This is a genomic window from Paenibacillus sp. FSL H7-0918, assembly GCF_038007025.1.
Taxonomy (GTDB): domain Bacteria; phylum Bacillota; class Bacilli; order Paenibacillales; family Paenibacillaceae; genus Paenibacillus_AQ; species Paenibacillus_AQ odorifer.
Map to the genome: position 1 here is coordinate 65,640 of NZ_JBBOWJ010000007.1, position 15,455 is coordinate 81,094.

Consider the following 15,455-nt stretch of genomic DNA (forward strand, 5'->3'; position numbering starts at 1 on the left):
GTCTTTTTCGATTTATTTGGCCAATGATCCCTGCAGGGAACCTGCATCGAAGTCCGGCTGTGCTTCGATATCGGTGTCACCTGCGGCTTTGGCTTTTTCAAGTGCCGCATTATAGCGAGTATTCAAGTCCTGAAGCTCTTTATCTAAATCTCCACCACCAAAAATGTATCTATTGAAGACATCAACCTTCTTTAGTCCTTCCAGACGTCCCTCACTGATAACCATCGGAGTCGCTGGATAAATCCCGTCTAACTTCGTAGGCAGAAAATCTTCAATTCCTGCAATGTCTGGTGCCTTGGCAACAGTAGCAACCGATGGGATAACCGAAACCCCATACCCTGCTTCCTGGTAAGCAATCTGCACATCATCACTGTACATCCATTCAATAAACTTCCAAGCTTCTTCCTTATGCTTCGAATCCTTGCTCATAGCCAAATAACTTCCTGCAATAACTTGGCTGACACCCTTCTGCTCCCCGTCAATGGTTGGAGGAATCGCAGCTGCCCAGCGAATTTCAGTTGGGAATTGGGTTTTGTAGACCGTCGGCTCAACGGAATGGTTGAAATACATACCGATCTTGCCTTGAGCAAATTGCGCACGCAGCGGGTCGATATCAAGCGATTCCGATCCTGGCATCATGCTTCCATCCACCTTAATCTGCCGCAGCGCCTCAGCAACCTCTTTATAGACGCTAAAATCAAATTGCCCGGTCTGGAAGTCGAAGCCCTCTGTGCCCTTAGTCTTGCTAAGTGTTGTTATTGGATAAGCGATACGCTCAAATCCACTGGTACTTTTGAAATTACCCGCGAAGCCGTAAGCGCCTATATCTTTTCCCGCTGCCGTAATTTTCTTGGCATCCTCGACCATCTCTGCGAGTGTGGTAGGCGGCTCTGTAATGCCAGCCTTCTCGAACAAATCTACGTTATAGATGAGGCGCCAGAACTGACCGATATTGGGAAGGCTATATATTTTGCCGTCAACGGTATTTTTCTCGTTGATAAGTACGTTCTCGAACCGGCTCTTCATCTCTGGTGAAATGTAGCTATCAAAAGATTCCAGATACCCTCTTTTGACCCATGTTGGCACGTTATAAGTATCCACCCGGAGAATATCAGGCGCCTGCATGCTGGAGAAGGCAATATCCACCGACTGCGTATAGTTCTCTGCCATAACCTTCATTTCAATCTCGATATTGGGATTAAGACCTTCATACTCGCTGATCTTTTGCTCAATAAAATCAGAATCATGACGATCAATGGTCCAGTAGACCAATTTTGTTTTGTCGGAGTTTGTATTGCTGCTGCTTACCTCCGTATTAGATTCGGATGATGAACAGGCGGCCAACGAGCCAGCCAGCATCAGCGAAACCCCAGCTAATATCCATTTATTTCTTTTCATCTAAAATGCCTCCCTTTTCTTTTGAAATCGCATTCATTTCTTAAGAAAATTATAATTCCACTGCCCTTTTATCAGTGAAGGAGAAAACAACTGTCAATGGGAGACGAAATCACTGTTTCCCTCCACTTTGGGCAAGGTATATTTTGCACGAAAGTCAGTCGGCGTCATTCCGGTGTATTTTTTGAACTGCTCTGTAAAATAGGGTCGATCCTCATAGCCCAAAGAGATGGCAATATCCTGAACCTGTATGCCTTCCAGCACCAGCTCCTTGGCTTTGTCCATTCGTCTCCCGATAATATATTGGGCGAGTGTCATTCCCGTCTCCTTTTTAAAAAGATTGGAGAAGTAGCTAGGACTAAGATGCACCTCCCGTGCACAGTCCGCGACGGATAGATTTCGCTGCAGATTTCCATTGATATGAGTGATGGCCCGATCCACAAGCATACGCGCGTCACTGCATTGGCGTTGTTGCAAATACGTACAGCCCAAACGGCAAAATTCCCGAATCTGGCGGCTAAGATCTTCAAAAGAGACTGCACTGCTCATGTCTGCAAGCTTATTTTCCAGAGTTTTAACTTCCGAATCCGTTGCTTTTTCCGAGAAAATCCGATGGATAGAATGAGCCAGTTCAAGACATAACGTCTTAACGATGGACGGATTAGGCGTTGCCGGTGCAGTAATCCAATCATGCCAAATATGATCCAGCTGCTCCTCTGCTTTGGGTAAATTCGCCGAACGCAGACAATAAAGCAATTCTTTCTCCTTGTCATATGAGTATCTGGGTAGCGCGGCATTCACGACTGCATCTTCAACATAGGTGTACACGCTGTTCCCACCGTTCAGAAAGGTGTTCGCAAGTGCAGACAGCGCCTGCGCATAGGAAGCAGAAAGCTGCCCTACCTCCTCCACCTCTCCACCCAGTCCAATGGATACCGTCTGGTACGTATACCGATGTACATTTTCCCGGCATTTCTCTGCAAGTTGCTCCATATTCGGCTCCGCCAGAGGGTTCATCACAATAACGAACTGATTCACATTTTCCCGGAAAACAATGCCCCGAGTGTATTCGGATATTGTATTTTCCAAAATATTCTGTACGGCAAAGCGGATTAATTCCACCTCGGAAACCGTAAGTTCTGATGTACGTTCCACAAAAAAATCCACTTCCGCTACCATCACGCAAAAATTATAGTTATTCATCTCGATATTGTAAAAATCCCACTGCTGGCTCAAGTGCTGCTGTCTAGTTCCATAACGGATGAGCAGACGCATATATTCCTGACGCAAATAAGGTAAGCTCTCGCGCAGCTTTTGTTCCATGCCCATCATCTGCTCAGCTTGACTGCGTTCCCGCTCCAACACTTCTTTGGCCTTCAACACAGATTCAAGCACTTGAACCTTGGTATACGGTTTTACAATCAGATCAAAGGCACCCAGCTTAACTGCTTCCTGGGCATAGGTGAAATCAGAATAACCCGTCAAAAAAATCAGTTTGATGCCTGGCTGCTCGGCTTGGATGCTCCGCATCATCTCTAAACCATCCTTAAAAGGCATTCGGATATCCGTCAATACGATGTCAGGACGATGCTTGCGGATCTGCTCCAGACCTTCTTCCCCGTCTGCCGCGGTGGCCGCGATCACAATCCCATGTTCCTCCCAAGGAATCCGCTGCGACAATCCGCGGACCACTGCAGGAATATCATCAACAATACATATTTTAATTGAATGGGCGCTCAGGATTTATTCCCCCTTCCACAGGAATGGATAGAACAGCTTCGGTTTCAACACGCGGACTGCTTCGAAAGACCAATCCGGCTTCTTTGCCGTAGTACAGCTGCAGTCGGCTACATATATTAGACAGAGCATAGCCTCCACTGCCGTTCGGCTCCTTCAGCCAGGCATTGAGTTTCTCCGCATTCATGCCGGTTCCGTTATCGGTAACCCGGATGAGCAGTGTGTTTTTGGCTACTTCTACAGAGATCCGGATCACTCCCCCTCCCCTTAATTCCTTAAGGCCGTGCAGGATTGAGTTCTCCACCAAGGGCTGAATAATAATTTTCAATACAGGAAGCTCCAGCAGTTCCACTCCGACATCAATTGTATAGTCAAACAACCCTTCATAACATTGCTGCTGAAGGTTTAGATACTGGCGGACATGTTCCAGTTCCTTGCCTAAGGTCGTAATTTCCTGCCCGTTGTTCAGTCCCAGCTGAAACAGTGCAGACAGCGAAATGACCATCTGTTTCACATCTTCATATTCATCCATCTCACATTTCCAGAAAATCGTGTTTAATGTGTTATATAAAAAATGAGGCTCGATCTGCGCCTGAAGCGCCTTGATCTCCGCTTTTCTCTTTTCTTTTTCTGTATCCTTGACTTCAGCAATCAACTCACCAATCCGGTCCAACATCTGGTTAAATTTGCGTCCCGCCTCCCCAATCTCATCCTGGAAAGGACTCTGGAAGCGTGCACTGAGATCCTCTTGCTCAACACGAGACATCGTCCGTTGCAGTTTCAGCAGCGGTCCCAGTAGCAAAGCGGACAGATACCTTGCAAGGAAAAGCGCGATGACGATACATGCCGCCATGATCATCAACACCAGCCATTGAATACTCCGAACAGGTTGCAGCAGTTCCTTTTTGGACAGGTAGCTGACCAACACCCAGTCTTTTGCGTACCCTGAACTGGCATAGCTGAGCAGCATTGGCCCATCCCCAGCAGAATATTCAAAATTACCCCGGTCTGCTTCCCTCAGTTTGTCCAAAAACACAGAGTCCCGAGACCATTCCGGACGTCTCCCGTCTCCGAAGACGCTTGTTCCCTCTTTATTGATCAGTAAAAAACGTGCGGAGCCAAGACTCCCGCCTCCACTTACAGTATCTTCAAGAATGTCCTCTTTTACATTAACGATCAAAAATAGATCAGGGACATAATTGTCTGTAAGCGGCTGCAAGACTAGGGAAATAACATGGTGTTTCCCGGCAAATAGCTCGTCCCGATGACTCTCCACCCAATTGGATTCAGGTTTCTCCTTAATCCGTTGATACAGCGAAGATTCTAGAAACGGGGTCAAAGTTCTGCGCTGATTGCTGGTAGAGTAGAAATCCCCGTCCGGCGTACTGATCAAGATAGATTCAATGGAGTTTTCCGTCAACTCTACCTGCGTGAAGGGCGCTTGCAGCATAGAAAAATTGGCAAAAAAACGTTCCATATTATGAGCTTTAATATCCCGGATGGTCTGCTGATAAGCTTCGCTCAACATCATCGTGGAGGAAGCCACAATGATTTGCTTTAACTTCTGGTCCAGGACATTGATTGACTGAGTCAGCACATTTTGATTTAACTCGACAGAGTTACGCTCCATCGCCCGAGAAGCGATGGAGTAAGCCAATAAACCGGTGACAGAAATACAGAATACCGTCAGTGCGGTAAAAGATAGCCATATTCTTTTCTTCAAAGAGGTACGATAAACCCAGGCCTTCAGCATGTATTCACATCCTTCTTGAATAGCTGTCCGAAGCCCGCCCCGAATTTAGCCCTTTACAGAGCCAGCTGTCATCTGCATGAACGATTTATTAGCGAAAATATAGACAACAATCATTGGCAACATGGACAGACATGCACCCGCGAGCATCAATTGAGGTTGCGCCGCATCGCCGATACCATATTTTAGCCCCGCCAACCCTACGGTGAGTGTCTGTAATTTTGGCTGTGTCATGGTAAAAACCAGCGGCAGAATATATTCGTTCCATGCTCCGCGGAAGGTCCAGAGCGCCGTGACTCCAAGGGCGGGCGTCAGAAGCGGTAAGATAACTCGAAAGTATACGCTATAGAAATTACAGCCGTCAATAAAAGCAGCCTCATCCAGATCCTTCGGAATCGCTCGTACAAAACCAATCAACATAAAAAATGCCGTGGCATGCGCACTAATCAGAATAATAATGACACCCCATAACGATTTCTGTAGATTAAGCGCTACCATAAGGTCAAATTGCGGCCGAAGCACCACAGCACCGATCGAGATAAACAGCGTGCAGGACTGAATTACAACATATATACGTTTCCCGTAAAAATCGACTCTCGCTACCGCATATGCGGCCATCGTTCCAATGAATAGAGTGCCTAAGGTGGTAAAGATACTGATAAACACACTGTTCCATGTAAAGCGGGCAAAGTTAGCCGAATTCCAAGCCTGCGCGTAGTTTCCAATCTGCCATGACTTAGGCAGCAAGGTGGTTCCTGTCGTCAACTCCAGATTGGTCTTAAGGGATCCGAAAAAAGCCAGAATAATCGGAAACAACGCAAAAGCCGCCACTATAAGTAGAAAAATCCACAGCAAGGTCCGGGACAGCACCGCTCGGGTCTTGAAGGACCGGACAGGCTGGACCGAAGTGTTCTTCGTCTCCGCATGTAATGTACTCACTGTTCATTCTCCTCTCTTTTAATAGATATCATTTAGCTTTTTAGATACATAAAAGTAGACTAAGGTAATCAGACCTACAATAACTGCTGTGGCAAAACCAACCGCACTACCGTAGCCAAATTGCTGAATGCTTGTACCTCCACTGGATACAGGGAAGAACAGCTTATACAGGTACAGGTACATAACTTCCGTCTTGCCATAAGGACCGCCTTCGGTAAGCACCATAATACTCTCGTAGCCTTTTAGGGAGGCGGTAATAGCGAGCATAATGATCATTTGCAATACAGGTCCGAGCATGGGAACGGTGATGTTCCACATTTTTCTGAAAGGTCCAGCTCCATCTATAGATGCCGCCTCATAGAGATCCTCAGGAATGTTCTGTAAACCAGCGATAAAGAGCAGCATATAGTTACCGATAGCCCCCCATATCGCAATCATAATAGCTGTTAGTAAGGCATATTTGGGCCCTAGCCAATCTATCGGAGCGGAAATAATTCCAGAGCCGACCAATAGCTGGTTAACCATCCCATTGTATGAATTAAAGATAACGTAGAATACGATGGCCATAACCGAAGCACTGATTACGGTCGGCATAAAGTAAATCGCTCTTAGCAGCTGCCGCCCTTTCAAAGCACGATTGAGGACAACCGCCAGTAAAAATGATAATGGCAAGGTAATGAGCAGCTTGCCTCCAGCGTAGATAAAGGTGTTGACCACTGACTTCCAGAATTCCTGATCCCTTAATAAGCGCTCGAAATTCTCCAGCCCGATAAACAAGGGTTCGCCGAAACCCTGGTAATCATAGAACATGTACTTCAGAGCCCAAAAGATCGGATATACTCCAAAAACCAGCGTCAGAATCAAACTGGGAGCAACGAAGGTCCAGGCGTTAATTTGACGTTTTGATAAATTCATTTATTGTTCCTCCTGTCCATTGGACTAAGCTTATGTCCTTAATGATAATTCTATCCGTTCGTAACGGTTAGGGAGAAAGCGACTGCGCTTGGGGGAGAATTTCACTTTTTCAGTTGCTTTGTCCCCTTTCCTTCATTTGTTTATCTATCCCGTCCTTCGTAAAGCCACGTTTATACTAATTAAGAGAAAGCTCACCCACGAACCATGACTACTTTACAAGGAGGTTAGAACTACCGATGATTTCAGCATATGGTGGCGGTACACGCCCCTTCGGATGTTATACCGAAGGAGAGCTGGAGGGCATACGCCTTAGAATCGAACAGCTTCCCAAGGTCCGGCAAGAGTACGAAAGACAACAACAGCTGTCTGAACAATTTGCCAGCCGAGAAGCTGCTGCGCCCCTCCATAAACTCGGGGTGTTCCGGGTAGAACCCTTTGTTTTTAAAACCCCTCCCAGAACGGCCTTCCTCAAGCTTTCTGTACAGATTCGGGGAAAGGGCACGGCGCGCATCGGGGGCTTGCGTCTGACTCATTCGCAGCTTGGCTTGCCGGTTGAACTAGCGAATGGCGGTCTAGAATCTGGGATGCTGGGGTGGAGTCAAGACCGAGAAAACGGAAGCACAGTATATCTAGAGAAATTGGCCAGCTGGCAGCAGGGTCTCCAGCCATCTGGTGTAACCCCTTCTGGCGCTAGTCTGGCAGACGATTTGCAATGTATCTGCATCAGTAATGAGGAAGTGAAAGGATTGACAATCCTTCATTATGGAGAGACCATACCTGTATACGAAGGTGATCATTACAGCGTGCAGACGGTGCTCAGTCTGGAAGCTCCTCTAGGCGAAGGAATCTGCATCTGGGTCCATTTTCTAAATGCTGCGGGGCAGCCATTGGGAACTGAGCTGCTCTCCCCGCTTTTTAATCGGCCGACGCTTACCAATTGGGCCTACCTGCTGGAGGCTACAGGAGCGGACGCCAATATGTATATGACCACGGGTGAAAGTAAATTTGCGGTTCGAGCCAAGCAAAAGCTCCAGTACATGCTTGCCGATATGCGGGTAGGCATGGATATTTTCCGTAGAGACGGCTGGCATGACGATGATACTTACGGCGCGGTGCATATCGGGAGGGGGCTCGCTGCTGCTTCGGTAATCTACGATCAGATTGCTGGCAGCAGTGTATTCCTCACTGGAGAAGAAACCGAACTTCTCGCTCATTTCCGCTATATCGCAGACATGATGATGGATACCCACTACTACCGGTTTGATCTGGAGACCTTCCCAGATGAAAAGGGGGGAAAACGCAGTAATTGGAATGCCGACCGGGCAACCGGACTGGGTGTATATGCCCTCCTCTTTCCCAATGAAAAACAAAGTGAGGCATATCTTGATCATGCCCTCTCAGTCATCAACTGGCAGCTGGCAGAAGTGGTGGATTCAGACGGCGCATGGCCAGAAAATATTCGCTACCATGGCGCAGTATTGCATCGCTATTTTCTCTTCTTCGTCCTATTAAAGCGTTTGAAGGGCATTGATTATTTCAAGCATGAGAAGGTAAAGGGCATGTACCGTTTCCTAATCGGAACAGTGACTGCACCAGATATTATTCAAGGCGGCTCTTCTGGCTCCCCCATCCTGCTTACACCAGCGGTCGGCGATGCCAATGTGCAGGAAAAATGGTTTCGCCTGCTTGGATATGCGGCCCCATTCTATATGGACGAAGACCCCCAGCTTGCCGGGGAAATGCTCTGGACGTGGAAGCACGGCGGAGAACCGATTGAGGATAATGGCGCATTTCCTCTGCCTCTGGTCGCGCTGTTATATCCACAGCCCGATTTAGCAGAACAAAGGCCTGCACTCGACTCCGTACATTATCCCGATATCGGTTATGTCATCTTCCGCAACGGAGAACAGAACCTTCAGCATTATGCAATCTACGAGGCTTCTCCGCTGACTTATCACGCTCATCATGATGAAGGGCACTTCTCCATCTGGGCAGATGGTGTTCCAGTAACCCTTGATTCTGGAACGGGAGGTTACTATAACGGAGATCGGCATTGGTATGTGTCCAGCGCAGCTCATAATGTTGTTCAATTTACCGATTCATTCGGAAATTTTGCCAATGGCCCACTGCAAAGCACATGCAAGGAAGTACGCTTTTCAGAAGAGTTAGATCATGCCAGCAGTCTTATTCCAGAGGCTAACGCCAGAGAATATGAGCGGAATTTCTTGTTCATTAAAGCAGGCTTTAACGTCTACTTGATATGGGATCGAATTGAGGGAGCATCGAACAGCGTCTGGAATCTGCATACACTCAGTACTGATGCAAGTATAATGGAGCAATCCATTGATGCAGCTTGCCTGAACGGCAAGCACCTAAGCGCTTATATCGCCGAACCAGAACTTCCAGTGATTACAGTGGGAGAAGGCGCTGTCGCCGGGAATTATCCGCTGGCAGAGCAGCAACATTTCCGTGTTTATGGTGGTACAAGCGATTACGTCATTCTGCTTCATCCCCGGACAGAAGATGCTTCTTCACTACAGCTTGAACAGCTTGATTATGAAGAGGCTGTCGAAGGAGTACGCTTGTACAGGATATCCCGTACGGATGGAAAATGGTTTATCGCCGCCATCAACGGCACCAAGGAGGAACACCTTGTTACTGTTCCGGGTCCCGGACCGCTTAGGCTGCTCGGAGAATCTGAGTCAACATCCGGGCAACCTGAAGCAACCCAATTAAGAATTGAGGCAGGCAGAATTCACATCGCCATGCCCCGATAACTATATACAAGGAGGAAGATTAGAACATGAGCAATCTTGGAGTATGGGAACCAGCAGAACCGGGAGTTAAACGCTGTATCTTGAACGCTGCAGCCAGTCTGATGATGATGGAGGTTCATTTCGAAAAGGGAGCCGAGGGCTATGAGCATAGCCATCCTCACGAGCAGATGAGCTACTGTCTGCGTGGAAGCTTTGAATTTCGTATTGACGGCGAGAAGCATAAGGTAACCACGGGGCAAAGTATTGCCATACCGCCAGATGCAAAGCACGGTGTAACCGCATTGGAAGCAGACTCTGCGCTGCTCGATGTCTTCACACCTATCCGCGAGGATCTGCTGAAACGCTAATAAATATATATCTGGCAGCAAAAAAAGGCCCAATCATTCCATTTCAGAGGGAATGATTGGGCTTCTGTTATTTTTCAGCTTGGTACCGTTCCACCTCAAGTGATGCTAATAACAATGGAGCGACGCCCATAGGCACATCCGACAATACGTCCTCAGAGATATAGTAATCGTATGAGCCATTACGGTCTTTGCTCAGACCCGCTCCATGACAGATCTGGTGCAAGTGCACACCTTGTTCATCCTCTTCAGTCAAATGCGTCAAAATGCCTTCATACCCTTGCAACATCGCCTCTATAAAAGAGGATTCCAGATAACCTAATCTTAGTCCCTTAGCCATCGCATAAACAAACATGCACGAGCCGGAAGCTTCAAGATAATTGCCTTTTCTCCCCGCTTGATCTAACACCTGGTACCAGAGGCCAGTCTCCTTGTCTTGAACCTCCAGAAGCGCGCCGCACATCCGCTGGAAAATGCCAATGATCGTCCCCCGCTGCGGATGAGTGAGCGGAAAATGCTCCAGGCAATCAACCACAGCCATCGCATACCAACCCATCGCCCGGCTCCAAAAATGAGAGGACAATCCGGTAGACGAGTCAGCCCATTCCTGCTCTTTGGATTCATCCCAGCCATGATAGAGCAGACCGGTCCGTGGATCACGGGTCCGCCGCTCAACCAGCAGCAGCTGATGCGCCGCTTCGTCAATCAGTTCAGGTCGTTGAAAAACCTTGCCGTATTCCGCTAGGAATGGCGATGCCATGTACAGCCCGTCCAGCCACATCTGGAAAGGGTATACCTTCTTATGCCAGAATCCCCCTTCGGAGGTGCGGGGATGTCCAATAAGCTGTGCGGCCAGCAAATGGGCTGCTTCAGCATACCGTTCTTCTCCGGTTTTCTGGTATAGCAAGAACAGGTTTTTCCCCTCGTTAATCTGGTCCAGATTGTATTCTTCCAGCCTGTAGGTACGGATGGAACCATCCTCTCCAATAAATGTGTCCATATGCCGCTCCATAAAGGAGACATACTCAGGCTGGTCGAGCTGAACACCCGCCCGGGCCATTGCCATCAGCAGCATGCCCGGAACATAAGCCCATCTTTCCAGCACATATTCATGCTCTCCCTGCTTGTTGCACCCTCCAAGAATCGTACTCGCGATTTTACTGGACAAGCGAACGGTTGTTGCTTCAGTTATAGACATCCTTATTCCTCCTTCGTTTGTCATCCATATGAAGTCTAATCTTATGCTCAGTTGAGCTGCTTGCGCAGCCAGGCAAAGGCTGGTTCACCATGAATCTCATGACCTCCGGTGAAGAAGTCCGCTTCTACCTGTCCGATATGATTCGCCGACCTGTAAATCGTCTGCAACTGGGTTAAAGCTAATTTTGTTCCGCGCGGGCCAAACAGATGATCAGCATCTCCCGATTCGAGGAACAGGCCACGAGGGGCAATGAGGCCCAGTAGGTCAGGCATCTCCGCTTCCAGCAAAATCCCTGGAATATAATTATCAAGGCAATGATTGCGTGTCAGAATACTGTCTGCGAAAGTATTGGCATACCCGCTTACGACCGCACAAGCGATTCGTTCGTCAAGTGCAGCTGTGAAGCCAGCCACCAGTCCCCCGCCGGAAATACCCATAATTCCAATTCGTTCATCCTTAACTTCTTTTCTTGTCTGCAAATAATCCAGTGCCCGCATGGTTTCGTAGATACGGTAGCCGGCCATTGTCTTCCCAACCATCAACAATGCGGATGACAGGCGGAAGCAGGAATTACGTCCAGGCTCCCCGCTTGTTAGGTCTTCTTCCAATCGTCTGTCCCCAAAGCCGAGCAGCTCCGGGGCTGCCACTACAAAGCCCTGTTTTACCAGTGAAACAGCGAAGTCTTTGTGCAGCCCTGGATCTCCCTGCCGATCCGATCCGTCCGGGTTCAAGCCTACGATCTCCCGGCTTCCATAGCCATGTCCATGAATGGTAAGAACGGCAGGAACAGGGGTAGAGAACGGCTGATCCGGGATCAAAAGATACAGCGGCATGCGCAACCCTTCATAGGTAGTTATCTCTATACGTTCACGGGTATACCCGGAGCAGACGGTTCGTTCCAGCAGAACCGGTTGCAGCTCCTCAGCTATTTCTGGAAAGCCACCTAACCGCTTCGTAAATGCTGTGCTAAGCTCATCACGCCATTGCTGAAAGGGTATGTCTTTGCTGAAAGCCGAGTTGCGTTGAGCTGAACCAGCTAGTTCTTTCATGTATTGTTCCAGAGGCTCCATCCGAAGTGCTCCTTCCTTAATATCCTTCAGGATGCCAGCCATCAAGCACGGTCAGCACCCTATACTCCGCAGCTTCCTGTGGAATCAGCTGCCGTGACCATGCAGCTCTGGCTTCGGGATTGGCTCCCGGTCCACTGCTGCCATATTCTTCATAGCGGCTAGTTTCCTCCCTGTCCGGCTGCCCCCAATTATGCCAGCCTTCGCCGATAATCGAACTGTCTATGACCGTGCGGATAAAAGCCACATGTGCATAAGGGCGCCAAGGTCGGCCAAGATACACTTCACTTACACCTTGACCGCCAGTAATTTCACAATCGAGGAATACATAACCAAACGGTGCGCCTTCAGGCGTTGATGCGGCTGTAATATATCCTCTGGAACGTTTGTTATGCAGCCGGCAACGTTCAAACAAAGCCGTAGCCGCGCCAAAAATATAATCCACATCGCCTTCAATGTAACATTCGTTATAATATTGCTTTCCTTGCCCTGTATACAAAGTATCCTGATCACCCAGCAGGCGTACACGCCGGAATACAGCATGACCAGCATCAACAAAAGCAGCCACCGCCTGACCAGTGCCGGGACCTGATGCATTTCGAATGGTCAGATTTTCAGCGGTGAAATGCTCAGCGAATACATTCAGGGTACCGGATTTGAACGTGCCAATCGGCTCTCCGTCCGGACCTAAAGTGTGCGCGTTGTCTGACCAGGTAATGATGGTGGAATTCGTGTCTTCCCCCAGTAGCAGAACCGGAGGCGTTCCCTGTTTCACTGTAATTTTTTCCTCGTAAATGCCGGGTTTGATACGAATCGTCACTTCTTCCTTGTGTTCCTGTGGAATTGAATCCAACGCTGCCTGTAGACTACTGAATCCTTCGTCGACACTCTTAGAGACTGTAATTAACATCTGCGGCTCCTTTCCTATCAACCTGAGTTTATTCTATAATAACCGTAACGCTTCGTAAGAGAAGGAGAGAATTATGACTAGCCTGACTAGCCCCAATCACAAATATCATATTGAAGAAGACCGCTACAGCATCCAACATATGAAACGAAAAGGCATCACTGCTATGCCACGTCCCCACAGCCATGACTTAGCCGAGCTGTACTATCTGATACAAGGGGAGCGGGTATACTTTGTGGACGACCGAGTCATTACGGTTCATAAGGGTGAACTTATTCTTATCTCCGGCCGGGAGCTTCATTCCACAGCAAGCTCGGAAGTAGCCGAATTCGAGCGGATTCTGATCAACTATGATCCTGCTCTTCTACCGCCATCCCTGCAGAATGAAGCCATCTGGTTTCATGACCGCGGGTACCGCTTGTTCAAGCTGACCCTGCGCGAGCAGGACGAAGCGGAAATCCTAATGAACCGGATGCTGGAAGAATGCCGGTTGCAGCGCCCGTATTACGAAACCAGCGTAATCGCTTTATTCTCCGAGCTGATGATTCTCCTCCAGCGTTCAGAGAGTATCTCACAAGCTGGAGGGACGAAACACCCGCTCCATCATCTAGTAACGGATGTAGCCACCTATATCCGTGATCACTACCGTGAGGCCCTTACTCTGGAAGAGACTGCGAGTAATTTTTACATTAGTCCTTCATACTTGAGCCGTGTATTTCACCGATTGACGGGTTTTCACTTTCGGGAATACATCGTTCATGTCCGCGTAAGGGAAGCCGAACGGCTGCTTGTCGGATCTACAGGCAAAATCCAGGAGATCGCCTCCGCTGTCGGATTTGAACATCTTTCCCATTTCAATAAAACATTCAAAAAATCAACCGGTTTGACCCCGCTCCAATACCGAAAAGAAGCAAGGTCACACCCACGGAAGTTCAAGACGGATTTCCATCATCCATAGAATTTTTTTATCTATCTGTAATCGTTAAATCTTCGGAATGAGTGAGCGTGACGTGGCTGCATCTATGCGCTGTTATCTTCGGCATTTCCGAAGTCTGCAACCGGATACGATCCAGCGTGAGCCCCGTGGCATGCCGCAGCACAATTCCCCGATCACTCACTGCGTGGAATTTTTCGATGGTTAGATCAGCAAGCGGCATCTCCGGCAGCCCGTTAACCAGTAGAGCGGTTGCCGCACCATGGCACACAATATTCTTCAGGGTAATCTTCCGAAATTGCGGAGTCTCCTCTGTAACCGAAAATAACTGCTCGTCATACCCTTCCGATCCTTCAACCCCTGCATAGAACATATGAAAGGATACAGCTTCATGGATGATGCCAGTCATGTTGATATTCTCCATTAAAATATCCTCCACCACACCGCCTCTTCCCCGGGTGCTTTTGAACCGCAGGCCGATGTCCGTGCCGATGAACAGGCAGTCACTAACTCGAACTGCATGGACACCTCCGGACATCTCGCTGCCGATCACAACGCCTCCATGTCCGTGATATACCGTGCAATTCCGGATGGTAATATACTGGCAGGGCATTCCCCACTTACGGCCTTCCTCATCCTTGCCTGACTTGAGACAGATGGCGTCATCACCCACATCAAAGCTGCTGTGCTCAACTAGAGCATGCGTGCAGGATTCCAAATCAAGGCCATCCCCGTTCTGCGAATACCAAGGATTACGTACCTGAACATTTCGTACGGTAATCTGCTCGCAGCCAATGGGATGAAGACACCAAGCAGGTGAATTCTGGAAGGTCGGCCCTTCCAGCAGCACCCGCCGGCAATTGCGCAGGCTAAGCAACGTCGGACGAAGATACGTACGAGCAGGCAGATAAGCCTCCATACTAGTTTCTCCCTTGTCCCACAGCTTCCGGCAGAAGTCCTCACCTTCCATGGCTTCCCGGGAAGGCCACCATACTTCGCCCTGCGGATCAAGCACTCCTCCAGATTCGATCAAACGCTCCCATTGCTTCTCGGTCATCTTAAACCGCTTCACTGGGCGCCAGCCTTCGCCACTGCCGTCGAATATCCCCTCACCGGTTATTGCCACATCGCTTAAAGCTTCTCCATCGAGCGGAGCCTGACAGCGCCAGCCGGCATTCCCCTCATAATGGGAAGAAAGTAACGGATACAAGGTATGATCAGGGTCAAACTGCACCAACGCTCCCTTGTCTACATACAGATTAATTCGACTACGTAAAGTAAGGGGTCCTGTGCGCCAGATGCCAGCGGGAATAACAACCTTTCCGCCTCCCGCCGAAGCGCAGACATCCAGTGCAGCCTGAATAGCAGAGGTACATAGCGTTAATCCCCCCTCTTCTGCCCCATAATCCGTGATTGCAAAAGTCCGTTCGGGAATCTGGGGAAGCTCGGGAATCGGATACGTGTTAGTTACAAGATTGCTGCTCATTGAATT

General features: G+C 48.7%; 12 protein-coding genes. 3 read left to right on the forward strand and 9 right to left on the reverse strand.

Annotated elements, in window-relative coordinates:
• Positions 1-12: 12 nt before the first annotated feature.
• From MHI15_RS30360 to MHI15_RS30380, 5 genes are all read right to left on the reverse strand, one after another.
• Positions 13-1,398 carry an ABC transporter substrate-binding protein gene (locus MHI15_RS30360; RefSeq protein WP_076124878.1) on the reverse strand — a complete coding sequence of 462 codons (1,386 nt, stop codon included), beginning with the start codon at positions 1,396-1,398 and terminating at the stop codon, positions 13-15.
• 93 nt (positions 1,399-1,491) lie between these two features.
• Positions 1,492-3,138 (reverse strand): response regulator, encoded by a 1,647-nt coding sequence (locus tag MHI15_RS30365; protein WP_076124876.1) that lies wholly within the window; start codon positions 3,136-3,138, stop codon positions 1,492-1,494.
• Positions 3,116-4,885 (reverse strand): cache domain-containing sensor histidine kinase, encoded by a 1,770-nt coding sequence (locus tag MHI15_RS30370; protein WP_341165239.1) that lies wholly within the window; start codon positions 4,883-4,885, stop codon positions 3,116-3,118. Before MHI15_RS30370 ends, MHI15_RS30365 begins: the two co-directional genes overlap by 23 nt.
• A 45-nt stretch (positions 4,886-4,930) precedes the next feature.
• On the reverse strand, positions 4,931-5,749 hold the full coding sequence (locus MHI15_RS30375; RefSeq protein ID WP_076125141.1) for a carbohydrate ABC transporter permease: 819 nt from the start codon (positions 5,747-5,749) through the stop codon (positions 4,931-4,933).
• 90 nt (positions 5,750-5,839) lie between these two features.
• A complete protein-coding gene (locus MHI15_RS30380) occupies positions 5,840-6,736 on the reverse strand; it encodes a carbohydrate ABC transporter permease (RefSeq protein ID WP_038569654.1) in 897 nt (298 codons plus the stop codon).
• 236 nt (positions 6,737-6,972) lie between these two features.
• Here MHI15_RS30380 and MHI15_RS30385 point away from each other — a divergent pair, with 236 nt between their 5' ends.
• Together MHI15_RS30385 and MHI15_RS30390 are read left to right on the forward strand one after the other, a co-directional pair.
• Positions 6,973-9,513 (forward strand): heparinase II/III domain-containing protein, encoded by a 2,541-nt coding sequence (locus MHI15_RS30385; protein ID WP_341165240.1) that lies wholly within the window; start codon positions 6,973-6,975, stop codon positions 9,511-9,513.
• A gap of 26 nt (positions 9,514-9,539) precedes the next feature.
• A complete protein-coding gene (locus tag MHI15_RS30390; RefSeq protein ID WP_076219911.1) occupies positions 9,540-9,860 on the forward strand; it encodes a cupin domain-containing protein in 321 nt (106 codons plus the stop codon).
• Between the two features lie 67 nt (positions 9,861-9,927).
• On the opposite strand, the gene MHI15_RS30395 is transcribed toward MHI15_RS30390, so the two are convergent.
• From MHI15_RS30395 to MHI15_RS30405, 3 genes are read right to left on the reverse strand one after another with little or no spacing between them, the layout of a single operon-like run.
• Entirely contained in the window at positions 9,928-11,055 is a 1,128-nt protein-coding gene (locus MHI15_RS30395) for a glycoside hydrolase family 88/105 protein (RefSeq protein ID WP_076278570.1), read from the reverse strand.
• A gap of 47 nt (positions 11,056-11,102) precedes the next feature.
• A complete protein-coding gene (locus MHI15_RS30400) occupies positions 11,103-12,167 on the reverse strand; it encodes an alpha/beta hydrolase family protein (protein WP_256716071.1) in 1,065 nt (354 codons plus the stop codon).
• On the reverse strand, positions 12,142-13,032 hold the full coding sequence (locus MHI15_RS30405; protein ID WP_076191130.1) for a pectinesterase family protein: 891 nt from the start codon (positions 13,030-13,032) through the stop codon (positions 12,142-12,144). The genes MHI15_RS30400 and MHI15_RS30405 overlap by 26 nt, the downstream gene beginning before the upstream one ends.
• 73 nt (positions 13,033-13,105) lie before the next feature.
• Between MHI15_RS30405 and MHI15_RS30410 the strand changes: the two genes are divergently transcribed.
• Positions 13,106-13,987, forward strand: a complete 882-nt coding sequence (locus MHI15_RS30410) for a helix-turn-helix transcriptional regulator (protein ID WP_076179655.1) — start codon at positions 13,106-13,108, stop codon at positions 13,985-13,987.
• Between the two features lie 7 nt (positions 13,988-13,994).
• On the opposite strand, the gene MHI15_RS30415 is transcribed toward MHI15_RS30410, so the two are convergent.
• On the reverse strand, positions 13,995-15,449 hold the full coding sequence (locus MHI15_RS30415) for a glycoside hydrolase family 28 protein (RefSeq protein ID WP_341165241.1): 1,455 nt from the start codon (positions 15,447-15,449) through the stop codon (positions 13,995-13,997).
• Positions 15,450-15,455 lie beyond the last annotated feature (6 nt).

Excerpts from the sequence above, each read along its gene's own strand:
- MHI15_RS30360 (WP_076124878.1), bottom strand. The coding sequence starts at position 1,398 with ATGAAAAGAAATAAATGGATATTAGCTGGGGTTTCGCTGATGCTGGCT.
- MHI15_RS30370 (WP_341165239.1), bottom strand. The coding sequence starts at position 4,885 with ATGCTGAAGGCCTGGGTTTATCGTACCTCTTTGAAGAAAAGAATATGG.
- MHI15_RS30380 (WP_038569654.1), bottom strand. The coding sequence starts at position 6,736 with ATGAATTTATCAAAACGTCAAATTAACGCCTGGACCTTCGTTGCTCCC.
- MHI15_RS30385 (WP_341165240.1), top strand. The coding sequence starts at position 6,973 with ATGATTTCAGCATATGGTGGCGGTACACGCCCCTTCGGATGTTATACC.
- MHI15_RS30390 (WP_076219911.1), top strand. The coding sequence starts at position 9,540 with ATGAGCAATCTTGGAGTATGGGAACCAGCAGAACCGGGAGTTAAACGC.
- MHI15_RS30395 (WP_076278570.1), bottom strand. The coding sequence starts at position 11,055 with ATGTCTATAACTGAAGCAACAACCGTTCGCTTGTCCAGTAAAATCGCG.
- MHI15_RS30400 (WP_256716071.1), bottom strand. The coding sequence starts at position 12,167 with ATGGCTGGCATCCTGAAGGATATTAAGGAAGGAGCACTTCGGATGGAG.
- MHI15_RS30405 (WP_076191130.1), bottom strand. The coding sequence starts at position 13,032 with ATGTTAATTACAGTCTCTAAGAGTGTCGACGAAGGATTCAGTAGTCTA.
- MHI15_RS30410 (WP_076179655.1), top strand. The coding sequence starts at position 13,106 with ATGACTAGCCTGACTAGCCCCAATCACAAATATCATATTGAAGAAGAC.
- MHI15_RS30415 (WP_341165241.1), bottom strand. The coding sequence starts at position 15,449 with ATGAGCAGCAATCTTGTAACTAACACGTATCCGATTCCCGAGCTTCCC.